Raw genomic sequence first — 20,653 nt, 5'->3', positions numbered from 1 at the left:
GTAGCGCGCCCCGATCGGCGATAATGGCCCGATGGCGACGAGCGACTATGACGTGCTGGTGATCGGCGCGGGCGCGGCCGGCATGATGTGCGCCATCGTCGCGGGAGCCCGCGGCCGCCGCGTACTCGTGCTCGACCACGCCAACAAGCCCGGCAAGAAGATACTGATGTCCGGTGGCGGTCGGTGCAATTTCACCCATACCGGAACCACGCCGGCCCATTACCTCTCGGCCAATCCGCATTTTTGCAAGAGTGCCCTGGCGCGCTACACGCCCTGGGACTTCATCGCCATGGTCGACCGCCACCGCATCGCCTGGCATGAAAAAACCCCAGGCCAGCTGTTCTGCGACGATTCGGCCAAGCAGATCGTGGCCATGTTGCTGGCCGAATGCGCGCGGGCGGGGGCACGCGTGGAAACCTCGGTGCCGGTGTCCCATGTACGCACCCACGGCGACGGCTTCATGGTGGATACGCCGCAAGGCCACGTGCGCTGCGCCTCGCTGGTGGTAGCCACCGGTGGACTGTCGGTGCCGACAATGGGCGCCACGGCGTTCGGGTACGACCTGGCCCGCCAGTTCGGCCACACGGTGCTGCCGCTTCGCGCCGGGCTGGTGCCGCTCACCCTGAGCGGCAAGCACCAGGAACACTACGCTGACCTCAGTGGCGTGGCGCTGCCGGCTTCAGCCAGCTGTGATTCGGTGTCGTTCGGCGAGGCGGTTCTGTTTACCCATCGGGGCTTGAGCGGGCCTGCCATCCTGCAGGTTTCCTCGTACTGGGAACCGGGCAGGGAATTACTCCTGGACCTCATGCCCGGCCTCGACCCTGCCCAGTGGCTGATCGACCAGCAAGGGCAGCGTCCCGCGGCGGAATTGCGCACCGTCCTGGGTGACGCACTACCCAGGCGACTGGCCCAGCGCTTGTGCGAGGCTTTCCTGGGGTCACGCCCCATACGCCAGTACCGCGAGGCGGAATTGCGCGATATCGGCGGCCGCCTGGCGGCCTGGCCGATCGTGGCCAGTGGCACGGAGGGCTACCGTACGGCGGAAGTCACGCTGGGAGGCGTGGATACCGACGGCATCAGTTCCACCACGATGATGTCGCGCCGGGTGCCGGGCCTGTATTTCATCGGCGAAGTGCTTGATGTCACCGGCCACCTGGGCGGTTACAACTTCCAGTGGGCGTGGGCTTCAGGCCATGCAGCCGGACAGGTGGCCTGACCTTAACAATCGCTAGACCTGTCCGCGGCAAGAATGGCACTGCACGCTACGTGCGCGGAACGGATAGAGCCATGGCAGCAGAATGGACGACGGTATTCGAGGGCGAACGGGAAGGGCGCAGACTGACCATTCGCCGCTCGAAGGACGCGACCTACAAGGTACTGACCATGCAGACGGTCCATGACGAGGGCATTGCCTACCAGGACGGAAAAACCTTCGTCCATGTTTCGCCTTCCAGTCGCGGTGAAGCGGTGGAGAGCGAGGTGACTTCGCTGGACAGCCTGCACGAAGCCCTGCTTGAACTGCACTTTTCTTCGGACACGGCCGGCGCGGTGGCCGACGAGGCCGGCAAAGCCTGACGCCCCTTCAGGCGTCGTAATAATGGCTGGCCGAGGGGTGCGAGCCTTCGTTGTCGTGAGCCAGGGAAATGGCCACCATGCCGCCGGTGACAAACGACGCACCGAGCCATGCCAGCAGGACGCTGGGCAGGTGGCTTGCGAAATGGATGGTCGAGGCGGCCATGATGGCAAGCCCCAGCAGGGTGCTCAGGCCCGCCAGGGTCATGGCGGTGCGTTGCAGCGAACGGGCTTCTAAAGTGGACATAGGTGTACTTCCAGCCGGAGCGTAGTCGTCCAGACCTGCCCCGTCGATCGGATCACAAGGACCACGCTCCACCGTGGCCTCAAGCCGCGCAAACGTTTTCGCGGTTCACCCAAGGGAAGCAAATTCCGGGCCTTAACAAAGGGGCCTGTACGCGGCATTCGCGCGTGCCCTTCACATGGCGGCCCGGCAGCGCGGGTCAGGGAGTGACCATGCGGGGCAACTTCCGTCAGCTGATTGAAGGCTGCCAACGGGAGCTGTTAGCCGCGTCAGGCGTGCCGCGGTACGGGTGACCGTGAGGTAATGCCTTCGACCCAGCCTGGCCGCTCACCCAGCTTTCCGATCACCGCCTGGTAGATGAGTTCCCGGGCAACCGCCAGCACGGTGGCGGCATCGCTGCTGGCGTCAATGATCGTCGCCTCCAACAGGCCGGGCTCAAGGAAAATGGCCCGGCAGCGCGCAAGGTTGTCGGCATCTTCGAAATGGTTGGGCTTGTCGCCACGGGCGCGGATGCGCGACAGGCCTTCGCCGGGTTCGACGTCAAGCACCAGCAGCAGGTCGGGCCTGGGCGCGAAGTCGTTCTCGGCCAGCAGCTGGTGGACATCGAGACCGGCGGCGCCCTGGTAGGCCACGGTGGACGGGTAGTAGCGGTCCAGGATCATCACTTCACCACGCTCAAGTGCCGGGGCGATCACCGACTCGACGTGCTCGCGGCGATCGAGCAACAGGTAGCGGAGCTCGTCGGCGGCGTCGAGCCGTCCTTCGATCGCCGACTGCCGGAGCCTGGTGCCCCAGGTGCCGGCAGTGGGCTCCTTGCCGATGGTGACGCCCAGCCCTACCTTGCGCAGGACGGCCCCGAGGCTGGCGGCGAGGGTGGTCTTGCCGGCACCGTCGATGCCTTCGATGGCGAGCACGAAGCCGCCGGGGATCTGAGCTTGGGTCATCGGCGAACTTTATCCGCTCGGCCCGTTGAATGCACTTCGCGATAAGGGGTATTCCATCCGGGGAAAGCGGCCCTACAGTGGCAGGACGTCTTATTGAAGGGAGTGTCCACACCCATGCGCATCGAACTTGGCGGTCGCAGTGCCATCGTTTCAGGATCCACCGCCGGCATCGGCCTTGCCATTGCCACGGGCCTGGCAGGTGCCGGCGCCCATGTGGTGGTAACAGGCCGCACCCAGGCGCGTGTCGAAGAAGCTTTGGCTTCGATCCACACCATCCACCCGAAGGCCAGCCTATCGGGCCAGGCGGGTGACCTGGGCACTGCGCAGGGCGCCGCGGACCTCATCAGCGCTTTCCCGGACACCGACATCCTGGTCAACAGCCTGGGCATCTTCGAACCGAAACCCTTCGCCGACATCACCGACGCGGACTGGATGCATTTCTTCGAGGTGAACGTGATGAGCGGCGTGCGACTGGCCCGTCACTACGCCCAGGGTATGAAGGCGCGCGTCTGGGGCCGCATCCAGTTCATATCCAGCGAATCGGGCGTGCAGATTCCGGCGGAAATGATCCACTACGGGGTTACCAAGACCGCGCAACTGGGCCTTTCGCGCGGGCTGGCCGAGGAGCTCGCAGGCACTGGCGTCACCGTCAATGCGTTGCTGCCTGGCCCCACGCGGTCGGAAGGGGTGGGTGATTTCTTCGGCAAGATCGCCGGTGAGAAGGGTGTGTCGCAAGCCGATGTAGAGCGCGATTTCATTGCCACGCACCGTCCATCGTCGTTGATCAAACGCCTGGCCACGGTGGAGGAAGTGGCCAACATGTCCGTGTATCTGGCATCCGAGCAGGCGTCGGCAACCACCGGTGCGGCGGTGCGCGTGGACGGCGGGGTGGTGCGGTCGATCGTTTGAGGTGTTTTCGGCGTGGTGCCGGTGAGGCTACGCCGCCGGCATGTCACGGCTCACGTGCATGCTCATTCCAGCGTGCGCGTGTCGCCCGTGGCCACGTCGAGCACTGGCAGGCCTGCAATGGCCCGTCGGCGAGCGTCGCCGGAAAGCCAGTTCGCCTTGCCTTCGGCGTCGCGGCTTTCCCGGTAGCGGGAAATTTCGTGGGCTTCTGATGGCGTGCACACGGCAAGGCCGCCGCTGAGCAGGTCGTTGCGCACGAAGAAGGCGTTGTTGCCGGCGCTGTTGCCGCCGACCAGGCTATAGCCCTTCGTGGCAGCCAGGTGCACCAGCGCTCCGATCGATGCTCCCCAATACAGGTTCGAATGGTGCGCGACGCTGCGCTGGAAATCAGCCTGGTAGGGCACGGTGATAGTGTCGGCGGGCCCGAACACGCTGTTGTATTCGCATACCACGATGCGCGGGTGGAAGGCCTCGATGGCCTGCCATACGTGATAATCGTTGCCATCGATGTCGATGGACAAGATGCCAAGATCGGCCTCGAATCCGCTTTCGGCAAGCAGGCCCTCGATATTCTCGCGGGTGATGAACGCCTGCTTCGCGGTGAGTTCGTGCCGCCAGTAGTAGGGCGCGCGGCGAATCGACTTCACATTGTCAGCCGAGCCATCGATCACGAAGCCGCGCCAGTTGTCCTTCTGCATCAGGAAACGGCCATTGGATTCGGAAAAGTCTTCAACGCCGAACTCGATGAAAGTCCGCTGCGCGATCGGCACGACGCGCGTAAGGAACTGCAAAATGCCGTCCTCGCCCCATTGCGAGAACACCTTGAACTCATGGTCGGCAAGCCGCGGCGATGTGTTGCCCGCATCCAGTTTCGACAGGATCACACCCTGGTTAAAGCGCAGCAGGTCCAGTTCTTCATTGAGGCGCCGCGTCTTGACACGGGCTTCGCCCCATTTGGCGAAGAAGGGCTGTCGGGGTGCCATGGGAGTCCTGGTGGCTGGATAAGGCGATTATCTTAACCGGCTCCTTCAAGCGCGCCGCGGGCGGTTTATGCCGCGGCAATGCGACTGACGGCAAGTTCGGCGGCTTGAATGCCTGCCTCGCGACCGGCTATCGCTGCCGCCTGGCGTTCAAGGAAGTCGCCCGGCGTACGGCCGCGTTCCATCAGCGTCAACAGGCCGCCGGGCTCGGTGGTGAAGAGATTCCAATAGCCGTGCCAAAGGGTGCGGGCGCCCTCGGTGAAACTCCCCGCGCCGGAAACCAGCGTGAGGCCTGCGATGTTCTCTTTCATGTGCCCTGTGCCCGACGAGTGTGGCTTGGGGCGCATGCTAGCCGCTATTTCTTACGGAAAGAATATGCCGGTGGGGACGGTCGGATGTACTCGAAACCACCACCGTTTTGGTTTACGTGTAGCGGTAACCGGCTCCGGCTAGCTATTCTCTCCGTCTTCTCGGGTGGTGCATATCCCTGGGGCAGCGGCCTAGCCTTTGCTACTCGGGTGTCCTTGAGTTTGTCATGCCCCGCGCGCGGGCAATGGTCCCGAGTGCTGTGTCGACCTGTGACAGGTCGTTTTCTGCGAGTACCTCGGTGAGGTATGCGGCGATCAGCTCCTCGGAGTCGAGGAACTCAGCCGCGTCAAAGCGGGTGAAGTTTGTGGTCATTGCGCACTCCATTGGGTATTGGTGATTCTTTGAGGTTCTTAGAGCTGCGGCGTGAAGTTGACCTCCGCGTGAGTAGCCGAGCAAAGATAGGAAAGGTCAAGGGTGCCGTGGTGCAGAGGTACTAGATTGATCCAGGCCCCGCATTACCTGGCTTCCTCGCTGGATAACGCCCCGGCTTTGCAAAGCCTGCAGTAGTGGCATCTGGTTCGCTCGCACGGGAAAGGACTGGTTGATTTCACCGGAGAAGACGGTCAGCGTGTCGCCGGCCAACCTGAAACGCGGCCTTTCGATCGGCTCGAGCATTGGCGTGTCGCCGGATGCCCAAAAGGCTGCACCATCCGCTTCAATCACCAGGTAGGCAATCGTGGGTTGGGCGGAGAATGACCAGGTTTCAAATGCCTCAGGAGCGTTTCCTTGGTAGTCCCGCTGTTGCTGGCACGCCCTGAGCAGTTCTGCGCATGTCTGGTCCCATGTCGCCCGGACGGCTGCGCTGTCGGGGAAAAGCTCCCGCCTGTGTTGGTCCAGCCACAATTCGAATGCGCGGGCTTTGCTGTTCGATAGGGGTACATCCAAGTGATGGGTCAGGACACTGGTTTGCCCTTCGTCCCAATCGGCCCAGTGCTTGGCGTAGTAAGCGGGCAGGCGGACGGCCCGAAGTTGCACCCAGGTCCGCCCGGTCTCCACGGCAGTCCACGTCGTATCTGCCCAGGAATTGGATGGGGCCACTAAGCGGCCCGACCTCAATAGCCGGCGCGGGTTTGAGGGCAGGGTAATCCTGCAGCGACGCCCCTTGGGTTTCTTCTCGTGGGCCACTGCGGTGGTTTCCACCTTGTGTTCGACAACGAGGTGGCCTAAGGGTGCGCAAAAAGCCCTGTGGCCATCTAGAGAGATGTGCACTTCATGGCACTCGCGGTCGATGTCCGCTTCAAAGCCTTTTACATGGAAGTAGTCTGCTGCAGCCATGGCCGATGTTGCCGCCTTCTCCCAGCGTCCCATGACGAAGGCAAAGGCAATGACCCCGGCGGCGGCGCCGAGGATGATGAGGGCATCGGTTGACATGCGTTGATTCCTTTCAACAGTGATGGGGCGCTCTCCACTTGTCCTGCAGGCGGAGCATGGCGTACAGAGTACAACAACATGGAGTATCACAAGTTGTTGTTTAGCGTCGCTTCATTGAGTGGAAGAAGTGGCCGTAATGCCCAAGGGCAAGAGCATTTACAGCAAGGAATACCCCATCCTCGTCGACCTTCTGCGGGAAATACGGGACAAGGCGCGGCTGACCCAGAAAGAAGTGGCCCTACGTGCGGGCGTCTCGCAGCAGTATGTTTCCTCGGTCGAACGGGGGCTGCTTAGGCTCGATGCGCTGCAGCTGCGTACTTGGCTCAAGGCTTGCGACTCGAACCTAGGCAAGTTCGGCCGGGAGCTTGAAAAGCGACTGGAAGAAGCGGGGCTGTAGTGGCACCGAGGGCATGAGGGCGTCGGTCCAAATGGGCGTGGCGCAGGGCGTGGTTCGGCTCGATGGGCTCCAACTCCGGGATTGGTGCCAAGCTTGTGGTGCGGATTTGGTGGTGTGGGCTGCTGAGATAGAGCAGGCCCTTGCCGGTCGGCCAGGGCCTAAGCGCAGGCGCACAAAATAGCTCGGAGCGCTCGGCTCGACTAGGGCCGAGAGCTGGCGCACCATGGACACCGAGAACGGGATGCGGAGATCAGGCATGGCTAAGCACCACTCGACCGAACAAGACGCGGCAATGGCACTGAAACTGAGGAATGCTTTTCGAAAGCATTGCGGAGGCAACACACCGACCGACCAACTCGCGAACGAGTTCGCGCTGGTTATCGAAAGTCACCACTCCCAGAGCGCATACGGCCTTAAGCCCGGGCTGCGCCACACGGTCATCGCCGCGGACCTGATGCGTCACTACCGCATGGAATAGGCCAGTCGTGATGCGTGTCCGTGCTGACGACCGAAACGGAACGCCAAGAATCACGTAAGTCATGGTGCCGGGAGGGGGAATCGAACCCCCACTGTGTCACCACAAACGGATTTTGAGTCCGTCGCGTCTACCAGTTCCGCCATCCCGGCCAAGCGTCGAATTATGAGGCAATCGGTGCCTTTGGTCGAGACCCGGCTGCGACTGGGAAATCCTGCTTCGGTGCGGCGGAGGCCTGTCTGCCGCGTGGTCGTTTCCTGATGGTCTCCAGGCACCGGTCAGGGGAGGATGGGTGGCAGTACGATCAGGAGGCTCTCCATGGACATCGACCACGACACCTTGATTCCGGGGGTGCACGTGCCCGCTAGGGACCATGCATTGCGCGATAGCGGCGGCAACGCCGTGCCTATCGACATCGAGATCATGCGTGCCGTAGGTGCGGTACGGGTGGAGGTGGCGCACATTAATGGCCGCATGACGGGACTCGGTGCGCAGTTCGCGGCGATCCACGAACGATTCGACCGCAATGACGAGCGCCTTGATCGCGTGGAAAGACGGCTGGATCGCATCGATGACCGATTTCAAAAACTCGATGAACGTTTCCAAAACATCGATGATCGCTTTCAAAAGCTCGATGAGCGTTTCCAAAACATCGACAACCGCTTCCAAAAGCTCGATGAGCGTTTGTCCGTGACGCAGGTTTCCGTGACGAGGATCTACGTCACAGCCGCGGTGGTCGTTGGCCTGGCGTCGATCCTGGCGCCATTGATACCGCCGCTACTGAAAGCGGCGCTTGGTCTGGGGTGAATCAAGCGAAGCGAATGCTCCGCCGGATCAATGCACCCGATCCAGCCCCAACTGCCTTTCCCCACGCTCATACCAGCTATCCGCCAGCGGGCTGAACACTGCGCAGTGCGTCATGCGGCCTGAATAGATATGCAGGCTCACCGCGATGTCATCCGTGCTGATGTTGCGGATGGTGTGGTATTCGTGCGGCGGGATCAGGCTGCCGGCGGAGCCGGGGCCGGCTTCCATGGTGCCGACGGGGCGGAAGTGGAAGCGGGTATCCTGCTTTTCCAGGAGCTCGTACTGGGTGATTTCAAGCGCGCCGTTCCATACGCCCTCGACGCACCACATGCCGTCGTGGTCGTGGATGGCGGTGCCCTGGCCGGGGCCCCAGGTCATGGCGACCACGCTGTAGCCGAATTCCTCGCTTTGGTAGAGCTCGCGGCGGGCGTAGTGGTCGCCGGCGGCCTCGAACACGCAGGCGGGAAGCTTCACTTCCTGGCTGCGGATCAGCTGGCAGAGCGTTTTGCGAAGCGCATCGGTGATGGCCGGGGTTTCACCCTTGGCGACCGCCGCATCGACGGCGTCGATCAGCTTGTGGGCACCGGGAAATTCTAGGGCAATCATGGCGATACCGTGCGCGAGTGGAACCTGTTGCCGATGATACCATCAGCGGCAATTCACCGGGCCAGAAAGCCGCCAATGGCCAGGCTGTAGTTCTCGATATCCACCAGGAAGGCGTCGTGGCCCTGGGGGGAGTCCAGCGCCACGAACTCAACCCGGGCGCCGGCGGCGCGCAGGCCCGTGGCGATCTGCTCCTGCTGTTCCAGCGGGAACAGGATGTCGGTGCTGACGCCGATCACCAGGGCTTCTTCCAGCTTGATCCGGGCAAGACCCTTCTCGACGCTGCCCTGACCATGCTCGGCGATGTCGAACCAGTCGCTGGCGCGGGATAGATACAGGTAGCTGTTGGGATCGAAGGTGCGGGTGAAACGGCGTGCATGGCCTTCCAGGTACGACTCCACCTGGAATTCGAAGCCAAAAGGCTCGCCTTCTCGGTCTTCCGGCTCAAGGCGGATGCGCGCGAAGCGGCCGTTCCATTCCATCGCCGAGCGGTAGGTGATCACGCCGAGCTTGCGCGCGATACTCATGCCATGTTCGGGGTAGTGATCGCCGTCGTACTGGCCGTTGTTCCAGTTTGGGTCCAGGCGGATCGCCTCACGCTGTAGCGATCGGATGGCAATGGCGAAGGGCTGGGCTTGCGGCGCAGTACTTACACTCACATGCCGCCGTGCACTATCTGGATGCAGCGCCATGTACGCCAGGGCGCTCATGCCACCCATCGAACAGCCGATCAGGCAATCGAGCTGACTGATGCCCAGCGCGCTTACCGCCGAATGCGCGGCGTGGGCCACGTCCTCGAGGGACAGCTCGGGAAAGTTGAGCCGGTACGCTTTGCCGGTGATGGGATCGATCGAGGCCGGGCAGGTGGAGCCCTTGTCGCTACCTAGCGAATTAACGCAGATAACGTAGTACTTCGACGTGTCGATGGCCCGGCCGGGGCCGATCATCGCTTCCCACCAGCCGTCAGACGGGTCTTCATCGTTCGACGCGGCGTGGGCGCTTGGCGACAGGCCCGTCAGGATCAACAGCGCATTGGATTTTTCCTCGTCCAACTGGCCCCAGGTCTCGAAGGCCACATGCGCGCCGTGCAACTCACCGCCACGCTTCATCGGGAAAGGAGAGGGAAGCTCGTGGTAGCGGCGGGCGTCGCCCATCAGTGGACCCTGTCGATGCTGATGCGGATGGGATCACGGGTAGAGGTGGCCACCACGCCTGCGTCGCCTTCCAGATCACCTGGCTGGGCGATGGCCTGGCCGCCTTTGCTGATCCGGGCGCCAACGAACACCCGTTCGGCCGATGAAAGTTTGAACTGCGGCGTCATGCCCATGCCGTCGGTCAGTATCACCGATGCGGGCAGTTTGCTGGCGTCGAGCTTCGCCACCGCCAGCGGCATCGGCGGGCCGTTTTCGGCACGGGCATAGACGTATAGCGTGTCGCCGGCGGCCAGCTTGCTTTTCAGGGCGGGAGCCACCGCAACCTGTACGTCCAGCGCAGGCGGGGTGGCATTGGCTGCGGGTCCGTCGGGCTTGCCACTCGCCTTGGCATCGGCGGCGGCAATCTGTTGCTCCACGGCCGCGGCCACGTTGGAACTGGGATCGAGCAAGGGCTGGAGCTTGCGCCAGGTGGCCGAGGCTTCCTTGTAGCGGCCTTGCTGGAAGTCGCTGATGCCGAGCAACCACAGCGCGCGCTGGTTGGTGGCGTCAACCTGCACGGCCTTGTCCAGAAGCTCGCGTGCGCGGCCGTCGATCAGGTGGTCGGGCCGCGACTGCGAATCGGTTTCCGCCCAGCCCACCATCGCCACGCCGTTGCCGGCGTCGATCTTCAGCGCGTGCCCGTAGGCATCGCGTGCCTGTTCAAACTGGCGCAGCATGGTGCGGGCCTGGCCCATCAGCAGCCAGCCCTGGAGATCGTCCGGATGCTGCGCCAACCGCGCGGTAAGGCTTGCCATCGCTTCGTCGATGCTGGGCGGGGGTTCAGCCTTGGCCACGCCATCGAGTGTTTGCGGCGTGCCCACGAGCATATAAATGCCTACCGTGGCGACGGGAATGACAAATGCCAGGCCAAGGGCCAGGGCGAACACGCCCACCGGGCGCCCATCGCGGCGACCACGGCGGATCAGTGGGACAAGCACGAGGGCCAGCGCCACCGCGAGCATGATCGCGGCGCACAGATAAAACGCAGGCTTCACCAGTTTTCCCCACTGTCGTTGGATTCGGTCACCGCACTTGCAGGCTCCGTGGCCGCGGCACGCGCGCGTCGCCGCACCTGCACCACCAGGGCCACGCCGCCAAGCACGAGTACCAGCAGCGGGCCGAACCACAACAGGGCAGTACCCGCGTCAAGTGGCGGGTCGTAGAGCACGAACTTCGAATAGCGCGCCACCATCCAGTCCTTGATTTGCTGGTCGCTCTTGCCCTGCTGCATCAGGTCGAACACTTCGTGGCGAAGGTCCCGCGCCAGATCCGCGTTGGAGTCGTTGAGGCTCTCGTTCTGGCACACCAGGCAACGCAGTTGCGCGGTGAGATGCTGGAAACGCACCTCCTGGGCGTGATCCTTGAACGGCAGCGGGTCGATGGCCTGGGCGGCAACGGTCGTGGCCACCAGCAGGACCAGCAGCAGCACCACGCGGCGCATCATGGTGCTTCCCTGGCGATCTTGGCCAGCGCCGGCTTGAGCTCATGTTCGATCACGTCTGGCGTGAGCGGCCCGATCCGCTTGTAACGAATCACGCCCTTGCCATCGACCAGGAATGTTTCCGGTGCACCGTAGACGCCGAAATCGATCGCCGTGCGGCCTTCCACATCGGCGATCACCAGGTCGTATGGATTGCCGTGCTCGGCGAGCCAACCCTTCGCGGCGGCGGGTTCGTCCTTGTAGTTGTAACCGACCAGCATCACGCCCAGCGCCTTGCCTTCGGCCATCAGCACAGGATGTTCCTCGCCGCAGGCGAAGCACCAGCTGCCGAACACGTTCAACAGATAAGGCTTGCCCAGAAGATCTGCCTTGGACACCGTGCGGCCAGGATCGCCAAGCACCGGCAGACGGAATTCCGGCGCGGCTCGGCCGATCAGCGGCGATGGCACCTCGCGCAGGTCATGTTTGGTGTTCCACCAGATGCCGAATCCGAACAGCGCCACCAGGCCAACGAAGGCGAAGAAGGGCAGCAGACGGCTCATGCAGCGGGCTCCGCAATCGTAGTGCCGGCTTCACTTCGCGCCTTTTGAACGCGGAAGCGACGCTCACCGGCAGCGACGAAACCGCCAAGCATCATGAACAGGCCACCCAGCCAGATCCAGCGGATGAACGGCTTCTGGTACAGGCGCAGGGCCCACGCACCCTCGTGGTTGCCAGCTTCCATCGGCTCGCCCAGCGCGACATAGATATCGCGGAAGATGCCTGCGTCGATGGCGGACTCGGTCTGCACCTGGCCGCGCGTATAGGTGCGCTTCTGCGGGTGCATGGTGGCGACCGTGGCGCCATCGCGCATGATCGTGACCACGCCTTCGTCGCCGCGCCAGTTCGGGCCGCTGGTTTCGCGCACGCCGTCAAAGCGGAAGTCGTAACTTCCCAGTTGCACGATCTTGCCCGGTTCCATGCGCACGTCGCGCTCGACGCTGAGCGATTCGGAAAGCATCACGCCGGCGACGAAAATGCCCACACCAAAGTGGGCCAGCAGCATCCCGGCCATCTCAGCGGGGAACCGGCGGCCGCGCGGCATCTCGCGCCAGCGCTTGATCACGTAAAGCAGGGTGCCCACGCACACCCACACGGCGCCGGCGACGCCGGCAATCGCCTTCAGCCTGTTATCGACGAAGAAGGCGGCGACCACGGCGCAGACGATAGCGGCCAGGCCTGCACGAAGCGCGATCGGCTTGAGTACGCCGGTGTCGCCCTTGCCCCAGCGCAAATATGGCCCGAACGGCAACAGCAACACTACCGGCAGCATCAGCAGGTTGAAGAGGAAACCGAAATAGGGCGGACCCACCGATACCTTGCCCAGGTTCAGCGCATCGCCCAGCAGGGGGAACAGTGTGCCCAGCAACACCATCGCGGCAGCTGTAGTGAGCAGCAGGTTGCCGATCAATATGGCGGTTTCGCGCGAGACGATGGCGAACGCCCGCCCCCCCGCCACCTTCGGTGCACGCACGGCGTACAGCAGCAGCGAACCGCCGATCACCACCACCAGGAAACCCAGGATGTACAGGCCGCGCCGTGGATCGGAGGCAAACGCATGCACCGATGTGAGCACACCCGAACGCACCAGGAAGGTGCCAAGCAACGATAGGGAAAACGCGAACAGCGACAGCAGGATCGTCCATGAACGCAGCGAGCCGCGTTTCTCGGTGATCGCCTGTGCGTGCACCAGCGCCGCGCCCACCAGCCACGGCATGAAGGAGGCATTCTCGACCGGATCCCAGAACCACCAGCCGCCCCAGCCCAATTCCGCATAGGCCCACCAGCTGCCGGCGACGATCCCGCCGGAAAGGAATGCCCACGCCACGTTGGTCCATGGGCGAGCCCAGCGCACCCACGCCTGTTCCAGTTCACCGCCAAGCAGGGCGGCGATGGAGAAGGCGAACGCCACCGAGAAACCCACGTAACCCATGTACAGCACGGGTGGGTGGAAGGTCATGCCCGGATCCTGCAGCACGGGGTTCAGGTCCGCGCCATCGGGCTGCATCGGCAATTCGCGCAGGAAAGGATTGGAGGTGAATACGATGAAGGCCAGGAAGCCCAGCGCGATGAAACCCATCACGCCAAGCACGCGGGCGGCAAAGGCTTCGGGCAACTGGCGGCTGAACATCGCCAGCGCCACGGTCCACACGTTGAGGATGAACACCCACAACAGCATCGAGCCCTCGTGCGCACCCCAGACCGCGGTGATGCGGTAATACCAGGGCAGGGCGAGGTTCGAATTGGCGGCCACGTAGCCCACCGAGAAATCGAAGGTGAGGAACGCGTGGATCAGGATGCCCATGGCCAGCGCCACGAAGACGAATTGCCCGGCGGCCACCGGCCGCGCCAGCGACATCATCGCGTTGTTGCCGCGCCAGGCGCCGACTATCGGCACCACGCCCTGCACCAGGGCCAGCAGCATGGCAAGGATCAGCGCCAGTTGGCCAAGCTCGGGGATCACTTGCCCGTCTCCGTCTCGGCTTTCTCGTCGACGATGGCCTTGTTCTTGTGGGCCTTGGCCATGGCGTCCTTCAATTCCTTGGGCATGTAGGTTTCATCGTGCTTGGCCAGCACTTCGCTGGCGACGAAACGCGCGCCATCCATGGAACCGGTGGCGATCACCGACTGGTTGTCGCGGAAAAGATCGGGAAGGATGCCGTTGTATTCCACCGGCATGGCACCGTCCGCGTCGACCACGATGAAGCTCACCTTCAACGAATCGCTCGCGCGCTGAACAGAGCCGGCCTTGACCATTCCCCCTAAGCGGAAGCTCTTGTACTGGGTGGCCTGGCCGCCCTGCACCTGGCTGGGGGTGAAGAGGTAATTCATGTTCTGCTGCAAGGCGAACACGGCCAGGCCCACCGCGGCGACGGCGGCGACCACCACCAGCAGGACAACGGTGAGGCGGCGCTTACGGGTAGGATTCATGCGTTCTCATTCCGGCGGCGCGCGCCCTGGCGCGCCATGCGGGCGCGGACATCGCGCAGGTTGCGGCGACGCCGGAATACCGGTGCGAAGTAGTCGGCCAACAGCACCACGGCGAACACCGCGTAGCTGGTCCAGACGTAGAAGGCATAGCCACCCATCTGAAGGAACTGGTTCATGCCGTTTCCTCCACGGCCAGTGCCTTGACCCAGTCCTTGCCGCTTTCCATGGCAACCAGGTCGGCCCGGACGCGGCCGAACAGGCTCGCCACGTAATAACACTTGGTGGCCAGCATCATGGTGAGCAGCGGCCACAGCATGCGCGCATCGATATGCGAGGGGCCCAACAGGCGCACGGTGGAACCCTGATGCAGCGTGTTCCACCAGTTCACGGAAAAATGCACGATGGGTACGTTCACCACGCCGATCAATGCCAGGAAGGCTGCCGCACGCGCGCCCTGGCGTCGATCCTCGAACGAGTGAAAAAGACCGATCACGCCCAGGTACAGGAACAGCAGCACCAGTTCGGAGGTAAGCCGGGCATCCCATGTCCACCACGTGCCCCACATCGGTTTGCCCCACAGCGAACCGGTGACGAGGGTGATGAAGGTGAAGGCGGCGCCGATCGGCGCTGATTCCATCGCCACCACCTCGGCCAGCTTGATCCGCCACACCAGGGCGATGAACGCGGCAACGCCCATGGCGAAATAAATGAACAGGCTCATCCAGGCGCTGGGCACGTGGATGAAGATGATGCGGTAGGCATCGCCCTGCTGGTAGTCCGCCGGCGCCAGCACCAGGCCGCCATAGGCGGCAATCGCCCCGGTGATAAGCGCCAGGGTGAGCGCCCACGGGCGCACGGCGCCGGCAAAGCGATAGAACGTGGGCGGCGAGCCGAGGCGGTGCAGCCAGGTGGGGATCCAGTTAGCCATGTATCTCGTTCAGGCGGGGGATTCGCCGTGGGGTCATGTCAGGCGTCCAGCGCGATGCGCAGCGCGGCGGCGCAGGCCAGCGGGGCCAGCACCACGGCCAGCACCAGGGCGGCGCCGAGCCAGGCGATGGGCGCAACCCACGGCAGCCCTTGCTGTGCGGCAGCCACCGCGCCGGCGGCGAAGATCACCACCGGAACGCACAGAGGCAGCAGCATTAGCGCCAGAAGCATACCAGAGCGCCTCGTCCCGGCCGTTAGCGCCACCAGGATGGCGCCGATCAGGCTAAGCAGCGGCGTGGCCAGCAGCAGCGCCACCACCAGTACCCCGATCACGGGCGTGGGCAGGTGCAGCATTCCCGCCAGCAACGGGGAAATGATGATCAGCGGCAAGGCGGTGGTAATCCAGTGGGCAAATATTCTTATTGCCAACATCAGCGCCAGAGGTTGCGGTGCCAGCAACAATTGTTCGAGCGAACCGTCCTCGATGTCGCCACGGAACATCGCATCCAGGGCCAGCAGCATGGCCAGCAATACCGTCACCAGGATCACCCCGCCGGCGATGCGCTGAAGGAGCGCATCTTCCGGACCCAGGGCAAAGGGAAACAGCGTGGTCACGATCAGCGCGTAAAGCACGGGCATGGCGATGTCGCCGCGCCGGCGCCATGCCAGCAGCAGGTCGCGTCGCAGCAGGGCCGCGCATGCTGCGCCAGCGGTGGCCGTCATGCGTGCATCCGGATGACACGCGGTTCGCCGCCAAGGAAGGTCACCGTGCCGTGGCTGGATACCAGCGCCGCACCGCCACGGGCCGCGTGTGCCTGGACCAGTCGGTTGACCAGGGCGATGCCGTCGCGGTCGAGGTTGGCGTAGGGCTCGTCCAGCAGCCAGATGGTGGCGGGGACCAGCATCAGCCGCGCCAGGGCGGCACGTTTTTTCTGGCCGGCGGAAAGCCGGCGCACCGGTTCGTCCTCGTAGCCTGCCAGCCCAACTTCCCGCAGCACGGCCATGGCGTCCATGCCGTCGCGGCGCCCGGCCAGTCCCTCGGCCACGCGCAGGTTCTCCAGTGGCGAAAGGTCGGCCTTCAGGCCCAGTTGGTGGCCCAGGAACACGACGCGGCCGGCAGTGTCGATGCTGCGCAACGGCTTGCCTTCCAGTTCCAGAGTGCCTTCGTCCACGTGCAGGATGCCGGTGAGCAGGCGCATCAGGGTGGTCTTGCCACTGCCGTTGTCGCCTTCCACCAGCACGATGTCACCGGCGGCCACGTCGAAATCCAGGGGGCCGAATACCTGCTCTTCCTGGCGGGAGAAGCAGAGGGCGCGGGCGTGCAGCAGGGGTGCTTCGGCGGTCATCGTCCGGCGATTGTCCTTAAAACCTTGGGTGGGCGTCCATGTGGCAGCCCGTCGCGGGTCTACAGCCAGGCCAGCGCCGCCTTGGCCTTGCCCTTGCCGCAGACGATGGCGTGCTGGCCGCAGGCCTCGGCGATGGCCAGGATCCGCCAGGCGTCGATACCCACCACGAACAGGCTGGCCTCGCGCCAAAGCTCGTTGCCCACGCCGACCGATGGCCACAGCACCGATGGGTTGGCGGCCTTGAGCAGGCCCAGCAGGCGCCGCTGGGCGGCGCGATTGACTTCCGGCGACTGCCGGACGGAGCCTGGGTTCCAGCCGGTGATGATCGCCCAGCAGGCCTCTCCGATCACCTTGGCCAGCTCCGGCGGCAGGGGCGTGTCGATCCGGATCGATGCGTGGCCACCGCGCGGCAGGCGCACGCGGTAGTCCGTGCGGCGATACGCGGTGTCGTGCGCGTTAACCAAGGCCATGGCCCGGCAGCGGCGGCAGGGTGGCCTTCAGGGTAGCGACGGCGGCATCCAGGTTCACCTCCGCTGCCGTGCCGTGACCCTTCAGCAGTTGCTCGAGCAGGGTGTCCTGCGCAAGGCCGCGTTCAAGCGCATAGGCGTAGGGCAGGTGGGTGAAGGTAACCATGCGATAGCGTGGCATGTAATGCGAAGGCGCGTGTTCAGCCAGCAGGCTTCCCAGTTCACGCTTGCGCAGGTAGTGCGGATCGGCCACCGAATCGCGCATCTCGATATAGTTTTCCAGCGCCATGGTGGCGACGGCATCAACATTGGGCTTGCGTTCGGCCTGGAAGGCGGCGAAGGCTTCAGTCGTATCGCCGCGGTACTCACCCAACAGGCGGGCCAGCGCGGCGGCGTCTTCGAAGCCGCAATTCATGCCCTGGCCGTGAAAGGGCACGATGGCGTGCGCTGCGTCGCCTATCAATAGCGCCCTGCCGCCAAGGTGCCAACGGTCCAGGTACAGCGTTGCCAGCGTGCCCATCGGATGCCCGGCCCAGTCCTGGTCGAAGTCGGGCATCAATGCCAGAGCATCGGGAAATTCCCGGGCAAAGAATGCACGTGCATCAGGCGCCTGGCGGATCTGCGCGAAGCTCGGCGTGCTGCCATCGACAGGCAGGAAAAGCGTGACGGTGAAGCTGCCGTCGCGGTTGGGCAGCGCGATGCACATGTAGCCGCCCCGCGGCCAGATGTGCAGGGCATGGGGTTCGATCCGGAATGGCGCGGACCGATCCGCCGACGAGGGAATTTCCAGTTCCCTGTAGCCGTGGCCGAGCGGATCGATTCGCTCGCCCAGGTCGCCCATCGCGGCGCGCAACGCGGAGCCTGCGCCATCGGCACCGATCACTACGCGGGCTTCGACTTCCCGCTTGGCATCACCGACGGAAAGGGTGATGCGCCCGGCGTCAAAATCAGCCTGGACCAGTCCCTGGCCAAAATGGAAGCGAGCGCCGGCCTCTACTGCCGCATCGATCATCAGGCCGTTCAGGCCTCCGCGGGAGACCGACCAGATCACCTCGCTGTCGTCCACGCCATAACGCTGCAAGGCAGGCTGGTTCCCCGGCGTATGCACCATGCGGCCACGCATCATCACCGCCTGTGCAAGCACGCGGTCGGCCTGCCCGGTGGCGCGCAGCGCATGCAGGCCGCGTTCGGCCAATGCCAGGTTGATCGAGCGGCCGCCGTCGAAGCCGGCGCGCCGCGGATCGGGGCGCTTTTCGAAGACATCCACCTTGAAGCCGGCCTGGGCAAGCAAGGTCGCCACCAGCGCGCCCACCAGCCCGGCGCCGATCACAGTGATGGATTTGGTGAGGTTTTGCGGGTGGGATGCGTACACGGGGCGGGACCTAGGTCGGTAGCATGGGCCGGCCCATGCTGCGCAGCATGGAATCAGGTGCGGGCGCAGCAATTGGTGCAGGGCGGCGCATCGTGCGCTGCAACGTAACGGGAGCTGGGTTTAACCGGCTTTCTTGCCGCCGCGCGCTGCCGGCCGGGTCGGCGGTGCCTCGGGCGGGGCCTTCTGCGCGGCGGCATCGAAGAAACCGCGTTGCATGGATTTCCACATGTCCAGGTTGCGCTCGGTCAGCTCGTTGAGCATCGACCATGGCGTCTGGCCCATCAGGTTGTTCAGCTGCGAGCGGAACTGCTGCTGCTGGTCCAGGAACACCTGCAAGCTGCGCTCCAGGTACGGGCCCATGAAGCCCTGCAGGGAATCCCCGTAGAAACGGATGATGTGCGAGAGCAACTGCGGGGACAGCATCGGCTGCCCGTGTTCCTCGTGCTCGGCAATGATCTGCAGCAGCACCGAACGGGTGAGATCCTCGCCTGACTTCGCATCGCGCACTTCGAAGGTTTCGCCGTCCAGCACCAGCTGGCGAACCTCCTCCAGCGTGATGTAGCTCGAGATCTCGGTGTCGTAGAGACGCCGGTTCGGATACTTCTTGATGATGCGGAGGGTTTGTGCCATGCGGCGAAACGTAGCAGAACGTATTGCGCCGCACCAGTTCCGGAAGATCAACGCCTATTGGATCGTGACAATTGGCCCGGACGCTAATGGCCCGCCGCTCCGCCGGCATTACCGAAGGGTGGTTTGGCCAGCCAGAGCACCGGTATCAACACGATGAACAGGATGGCGCAGCCATAGAAAACGTCGTTCACGGCCAATGTCATGGATTCGCGGGTGAGCACCTGGTTGACCACCGCCAGGCCCGTCTGGCCGGTTGCACCCAGGCCCTGCAGATGCCCCAGGTATTGCGTGGTGGCGGCGCTGCCCTGGGTCACATGTTCGGTGAGCGAGGCGTGGTGGAACTCGCTGCGGTGCTGCCAAACCGTCACCGACACGGCGGTGGACACGCTCGATGCCAGCGTGCGGCAAAAATTGGCCAGGCCCGACGCGCTTGCGATCTGGTCGGGGCGTAAACCTGAGAGGAAAATCTGGTTCAGGGGAATGAAGAAGCAGGCGATGCCCACGCCCATGATGAACCTCGGCGGCAACATCGATGCGAACGACGAGTCGCTGGTGAATTCGGCGAACCAGAACGAACAGAACGCGAACACGATGAAGGCGAAGGTCACCACCCAACGCAGTTCCAGCCTTTGGATGTTGGCGCCGATGAAGGGCGAAACCACGAAAGCCAGGACACCCACGGGCGCGGCGGCAAGACCGGCCCACGTCGCGGTGTAACCCACCGTGGTCTGCAGCCACAGCGGGAACACCACGTTGATGCCGAAGAATGCCAGCATGCCCAGCGACAACGCCCCCACGCCAACGGCGAAGTTCCGGCGCGAGAACAGCGAAAGATCGATCACGGGATGTTTGGCGGTGAGTTCCCAGATGATCAGGAAAGTCAGTGCCACCACGGCGATGAGCCCCAGGGTGAGGATCAGCGGGGAGGCGAACCAGTCGTGGTCGTTGCCGTTGTCCAGCATGAACTGCAGGCAGCCCACACCCACGATCAGCAGGCCCAGGCCCACCGCATCGATCGGCGTGCGTTGGGTAGCTGTCTCGCGACCGCGCAACAGGCCCCAGGTGACCACCGCCGCGGCAGCGCCCACCGGCACATTGATGAAGAAAATCCAGGGCCAGGAGAAATTGTCGGTGATGTAGCCACCCAGGATGGGCCCGAAGATCGGCGCCACCACCACCGTCATGGCCCACATGGCCAGGGCCATGCCTTGCTTGGTCTTGGGATAGCTCGCCAGCAGCAGCGATAGCGACAAGGCCACCATCGGTCCGGAACCGGCGCCCTGCAGCAGGCGGAACACCACCAGCATCGGCATGCTGGTGGCAATTCCGCACAGCATCGAGAACGCCACGAACAGCAGCACCGAGAAACAGAACGTGCGCACCTCGCCGAAGCGCCGGGCCAGCCAGCCGGTCAACGGCTGCATGATGGCGCTGGCCAGGGCATAGGAACTGATCGCCCACGTCCCCTCGTTGGCACTTACGCCCATGCTGCCGGCGATGTGCGGCACAGCCACGTTCACGATCGTCATGTCCAGGATCTCCATGAAGGTGGAGAACGCGACGGCGATGGTGAGCAGGACCAGCGGGCCGCCGGAAAGCGGCTTCAGTGGCTGGGGGGTTGGCGTGGCCTCGGCCATGG

The 20,653-nt window shown here is 64.0% G+C and carries 27 protein-coding genes and 1 tRNA gene; 6 read left to right on the top strand and 22 right to left on the bottom strand.

Features of this window, described 5'->3' with window-relative positions:
- The first annotated feature begins 31 nt into the window (after positions 1-31).
- Together VGM61_RS11325 and VGM61_RS11320 are read left to right on the top strand one after the other, a co-directional pair.
- The gene (locus tag VGM61_RS11325; RefSeq protein WP_331522920.1) at positions 32-1,216 is read left to right on the top strand and encodes an NAD(P)/FAD-dependent oxidoreductase; all 1,185 of its coding nucleotides are present in this window, start codon (positions 32-34) and stop codon (positions 1,214-1,216) included.
- Positions 1,217-1,287: 71 nt separating this feature from the next.
- Positions 1,288-1,575, top strand: a complete 288-nt coding sequence (locus VGM61_RS11320; protein ID WP_331522919.1) for a hypothetical protein — start codon at positions 1,288-1,290, stop codon at positions 1,573-1,575.
- Positions 1,576-1,582: 7 nt separating this feature from the next.
- Here the strand turns inward: VGM61_RS11320 and VGM61_RS11315 are convergent, their stop codons facing one another.
- Entirely contained in the window at positions 1,583-1,819 is a 237-nt protein-coding gene (locus tag VGM61_RS11315) for a hypothetical protein (protein WP_331522918.1), read from the bottom strand.
- Positions 1,820-2,085: 266 nt separating this feature from the next.
- Entirely contained in the window at positions 2,086-2,760 is a 675-nt protein-coding gene (tmk, locus tag VGM61_RS11310) for a dTMP kinase (protein ID WP_331522917.1), read from the bottom strand.
- Between the two features lie 114 nt (positions 2,761-2,874).
- Here tmk and VGM61_RS11305 point away from each other — a divergent pair, with 114 nt between their 5' ends.
- A complete protein-coding gene (locus tag VGM61_RS11305; protein WP_331522916.1) occupies positions 2,875-3,669 on the top strand; it encodes an SDR family oxidoreductase in 795 nt (264 codons plus the stop codon).
- Between the two features lie 62 nt (positions 3,670-3,731).
- On the opposite strand, the gene VGM61_RS11300 is transcribed toward VGM61_RS11305, so the two are convergent.
- From VGM61_RS11300 to VGM61_RS11285, 4 genes are all read right to left on the bottom strand, one after another.
- Positions 3,732-4,649 (bottom strand): hypothetical protein, encoded by a 918-nt coding sequence (locus VGM61_RS11300; protein WP_331522915.1) that lies wholly within the window; start codon positions 4,647-4,649, stop codon positions 3,732-3,734.
- A 65-nt stretch (positions 4,650-4,714) separates the two neighbouring features.
- Positions 4,715-4,957, bottom strand: coding sequence for a hypothetical protein (locus tag VGM61_RS11295; protein ID WP_331522914.1), 243 nt, complete (start codon positions 4,955-4,957; stop codon positions 4,715-4,717).
- Positions 4,958-5,156: 199 nt separating this feature from the next.
- Positions 5,157-5,327 (bottom strand): hypothetical protein, encoded by a 171-nt coding sequence (locus VGM61_RS11290; protein WP_331522913.1) that lies wholly within the window; start codon positions 5,325-5,327, stop codon positions 5,157-5,159.
- Between the two features lie 96 nt (positions 5,328-5,423).
- A complete protein-coding gene (locus VGM61_RS11285) occupies positions 5,424-6,386 on the bottom strand; it encodes a hypothetical protein (RefSeq protein WP_331522911.1) in 963 nt (320 codons plus the stop codon).
- 136 nt (positions 6,387-6,522) lie between these two features.
- Here VGM61_RS11285 and VGM61_RS11280 point away from each other — a divergent pair, with 136 nt between their 5' ends.
- Positions 6,523-6,783, top strand: coding sequence for a helix-turn-helix transcriptional regulator (locus VGM61_RS11280; RefSeq protein WP_331522910.1), 261 nt, complete (start codon positions 6,523-6,525; stop codon positions 6,781-6,783).
- A gap of 256 nt (positions 6,784-7,039) precedes the next feature.
- Complete coding sequence (locus VGM61_RS11275) at positions 7,040-7,261, top strand: hypothetical protein (RefSeq protein ID WP_331522909.1); 222 nt, start codon at positions 7,040-7,042, stop codon at positions 7,259-7,261.
- Positions 7,262-7,323: 62 nt separating this feature from the next.
- On the opposite strand, the gene VGM61_RS11270 is transcribed toward VGM61_RS11275, so the two are convergent.
- A tRNA-Leu gene (locus VGM61_RS11270) sits at positions 7,324-7,410 on the bottom strand.
- Between the two features lie 166 nt (positions 7,411-7,576).
- On the opposite strand from VGM61_RS11270, the gene VGM61_RS11265 reads away from it, so the two are divergent.
- Complete coding sequence (locus tag VGM61_RS11265; RefSeq protein ID WP_331522908.1) at positions 7,577-8,065, top strand: hypothetical protein; 489 nt, start codon at positions 7,577-7,579, stop codon at positions 8,063-8,065.
- A 27-nt stretch (positions 8,066-8,092) separates the two neighbouring features.
- Here the strand turns inward: VGM61_RS11265 and VGM61_RS11260 are convergent, their stop codons facing one another.
- From VGM61_RS11260 to VGM61_RS11190, 15 genes are all read right to left on the bottom strand, one after another.
- On the bottom strand, positions 8,093-8,671 hold the full coding sequence (locus VGM61_RS11260; RefSeq protein ID WP_331522907.1) for a cysteine dioxygenase family protein: 579 nt from the start codon (positions 8,669-8,671) through the stop codon (positions 8,093-8,095).
- A gap of 53 nt (positions 8,672-8,724) precedes the next feature.
- Positions 8,725-9,822 (bottom strand): homoserine O-acetyltransferase MetX, encoded by a 1,098-nt coding sequence (gene metX / locus VGM61_RS11255; RefSeq protein WP_331522906.1) that lies wholly within the window; start codon positions 9,820-9,822, stop codon positions 8,725-8,727.
- Positions 9,822-10,856 carry a c-type cytochrome biogenesis protein CcmI/CycH gene (locus VGM61_RS11250; protein WP_331522905.1) on the bottom strand — a complete coding sequence of 345 codons (1,035 nt, stop codon included), beginning with the start codon at positions 10,854-10,856 and terminating at the stop codon, positions 9,822-9,824. Before VGM61_RS11250 ends, metX begins: the two co-directional genes overlap by 1 nt.
- Positions 10,853-11,305, bottom strand: a complete 453-nt coding sequence (locus VGM61_RS11245; RefSeq protein WP_331522904.1) for a cytochrome c-type biogenesis protein — start codon at positions 11,303-11,305, stop codon at positions 10,853-10,855. The genes VGM61_RS11250 and VGM61_RS11245 overlap by 4 nt, the downstream gene beginning before the upstream one ends.
- Entirely contained in the window at positions 11,302-11,844 is a 543-nt protein-coding gene (locus tag VGM61_RS11240) for a DsbE family thiol:disulfide interchange protein (protein ID WP_331522903.1), read from the bottom strand. Before VGM61_RS11240 ends, VGM61_RS11245 begins: the two co-directional genes overlap by 4 nt.
- On the bottom strand, positions 11,841-13,805 hold the full coding sequence (locus tag VGM61_RS11235; RefSeq protein ID WP_331522902.1) for a heme lyase CcmF/NrfE family subunit: 1,965 nt from the start codon (positions 13,803-13,805) through the stop codon (positions 11,841-11,843). The genes VGM61_RS11240 and VGM61_RS11235 overlap by 4 nt, the downstream gene beginning before the upstream one ends.
- Positions 13,802-14,272 carry a cytochrome c maturation protein CcmE gene (gene ccmE / locus VGM61_RS11230; protein WP_331522901.1) on the bottom strand — a complete coding sequence of 157 codons (471 nt, stop codon included), beginning with the start codon at positions 14,270-14,272 and terminating at the stop codon, positions 13,802-13,804. Before ccmE ends, VGM61_RS11235 begins: the two co-directional genes overlap by 4 nt.
- Positions 14,269-14,448, bottom strand: a complete 180-nt coding sequence (ccmD, locus tag VGM61_RS11225; protein WP_331522900.1) for a heme exporter protein CcmD — start codon at positions 14,446-14,448, stop codon at positions 14,269-14,271. The genes ccmE and ccmD overlap by 4 nt, the downstream gene beginning before the upstream one ends.
- Positions 14,445-15,200: a heme ABC transporter permease gene (locus VGM61_RS11220; RefSeq protein WP_331522899.1), complete on the bottom strand. Its 756-nt coding sequence runs from the start codon at positions 15,198-15,200 to the stop codon at positions 14,445-14,447. The genes ccmD and VGM61_RS11220 overlap by 4 nt, the downstream gene beginning before the upstream one ends.
- Before the next feature lie 38 nt (positions 15,201-15,238).
- Positions 15,239-15,922, bottom strand: coding sequence for a heme exporter protein CcmB (gene ccmB, locus VGM61_RS11215; protein ID WP_331522898.1), 684 nt, complete (start codon positions 15,920-15,922; stop codon positions 15,239-15,241).
- Positions 15,919-16,545, bottom strand: coding sequence for a cytochrome c biogenesis heme-transporting ATPase CcmA (gene ccmA / locus VGM61_RS11210; RefSeq protein ID WP_331522897.1), 627 nt, complete (start codon positions 16,543-16,545; stop codon positions 15,919-15,921). The genes ccmB and ccmA overlap by 4 nt, the downstream gene beginning before the upstream one ends.
- Before the next feature lie 59 nt (positions 16,546-16,604).
- Positions 16,605-17,015 carry a DUF3293 domain-containing protein gene (locus tag VGM61_RS11205; RefSeq protein WP_331522896.1) on the bottom strand — a complete coding sequence of 137 codons (411 nt, stop codon included), beginning with the start codon at positions 17,013-17,015 and terminating at the stop codon, positions 16,605-16,607.
- A complete protein-coding gene (locus VGM61_RS11200) occupies positions 17,002-18,384 on the bottom strand; it encodes an NAD(P)/FAD-dependent oxidoreductase (protein WP_331522895.1) in 1,383 nt (460 codons plus the stop codon). The genes VGM61_RS11205 and VGM61_RS11200 overlap by 14 nt, the downstream gene beginning before the upstream one ends.
- A gap of 120 nt (positions 18,385-18,504) precedes the next feature.
- On the bottom strand, positions 18,505-19,014 hold the full coding sequence (gene phaR / locus VGM61_RS11195; RefSeq protein WP_331522894.1) for a polyhydroxyalkanoate synthesis repressor PhaR: 510 nt from the start codon (positions 19,012-19,014) through the stop codon (positions 18,505-18,507).
- An 83-nt stretch (positions 19,015-19,097) separates the two neighbouring features.
- A complete protein-coding gene (locus VGM61_RS11190; protein ID WP_331522892.1) occupies positions 19,098-20,651 on the bottom strand; it encodes a DHA2 family efflux MFS transporter permease subunit in 1,554 nt (517 codons plus the stop codon).
- Positions 20,652-20,653: the final 2 nt, after the last annotated feature.

It is taken from the genome of Pinirhizobacter sp., assembly GCF_036499745.1.
Taxonomy (GTDB): domain Bacteria; phylum Pseudomonadota; class Gammaproteobacteria; order Xanthomonadales; family Rhodanobacteraceae; genus Pinirhizobacter.
Note: the sequence above shows the minus strand (reverse complement) of the source record. Positions and strands in the feature narration are given on the sequence as shown.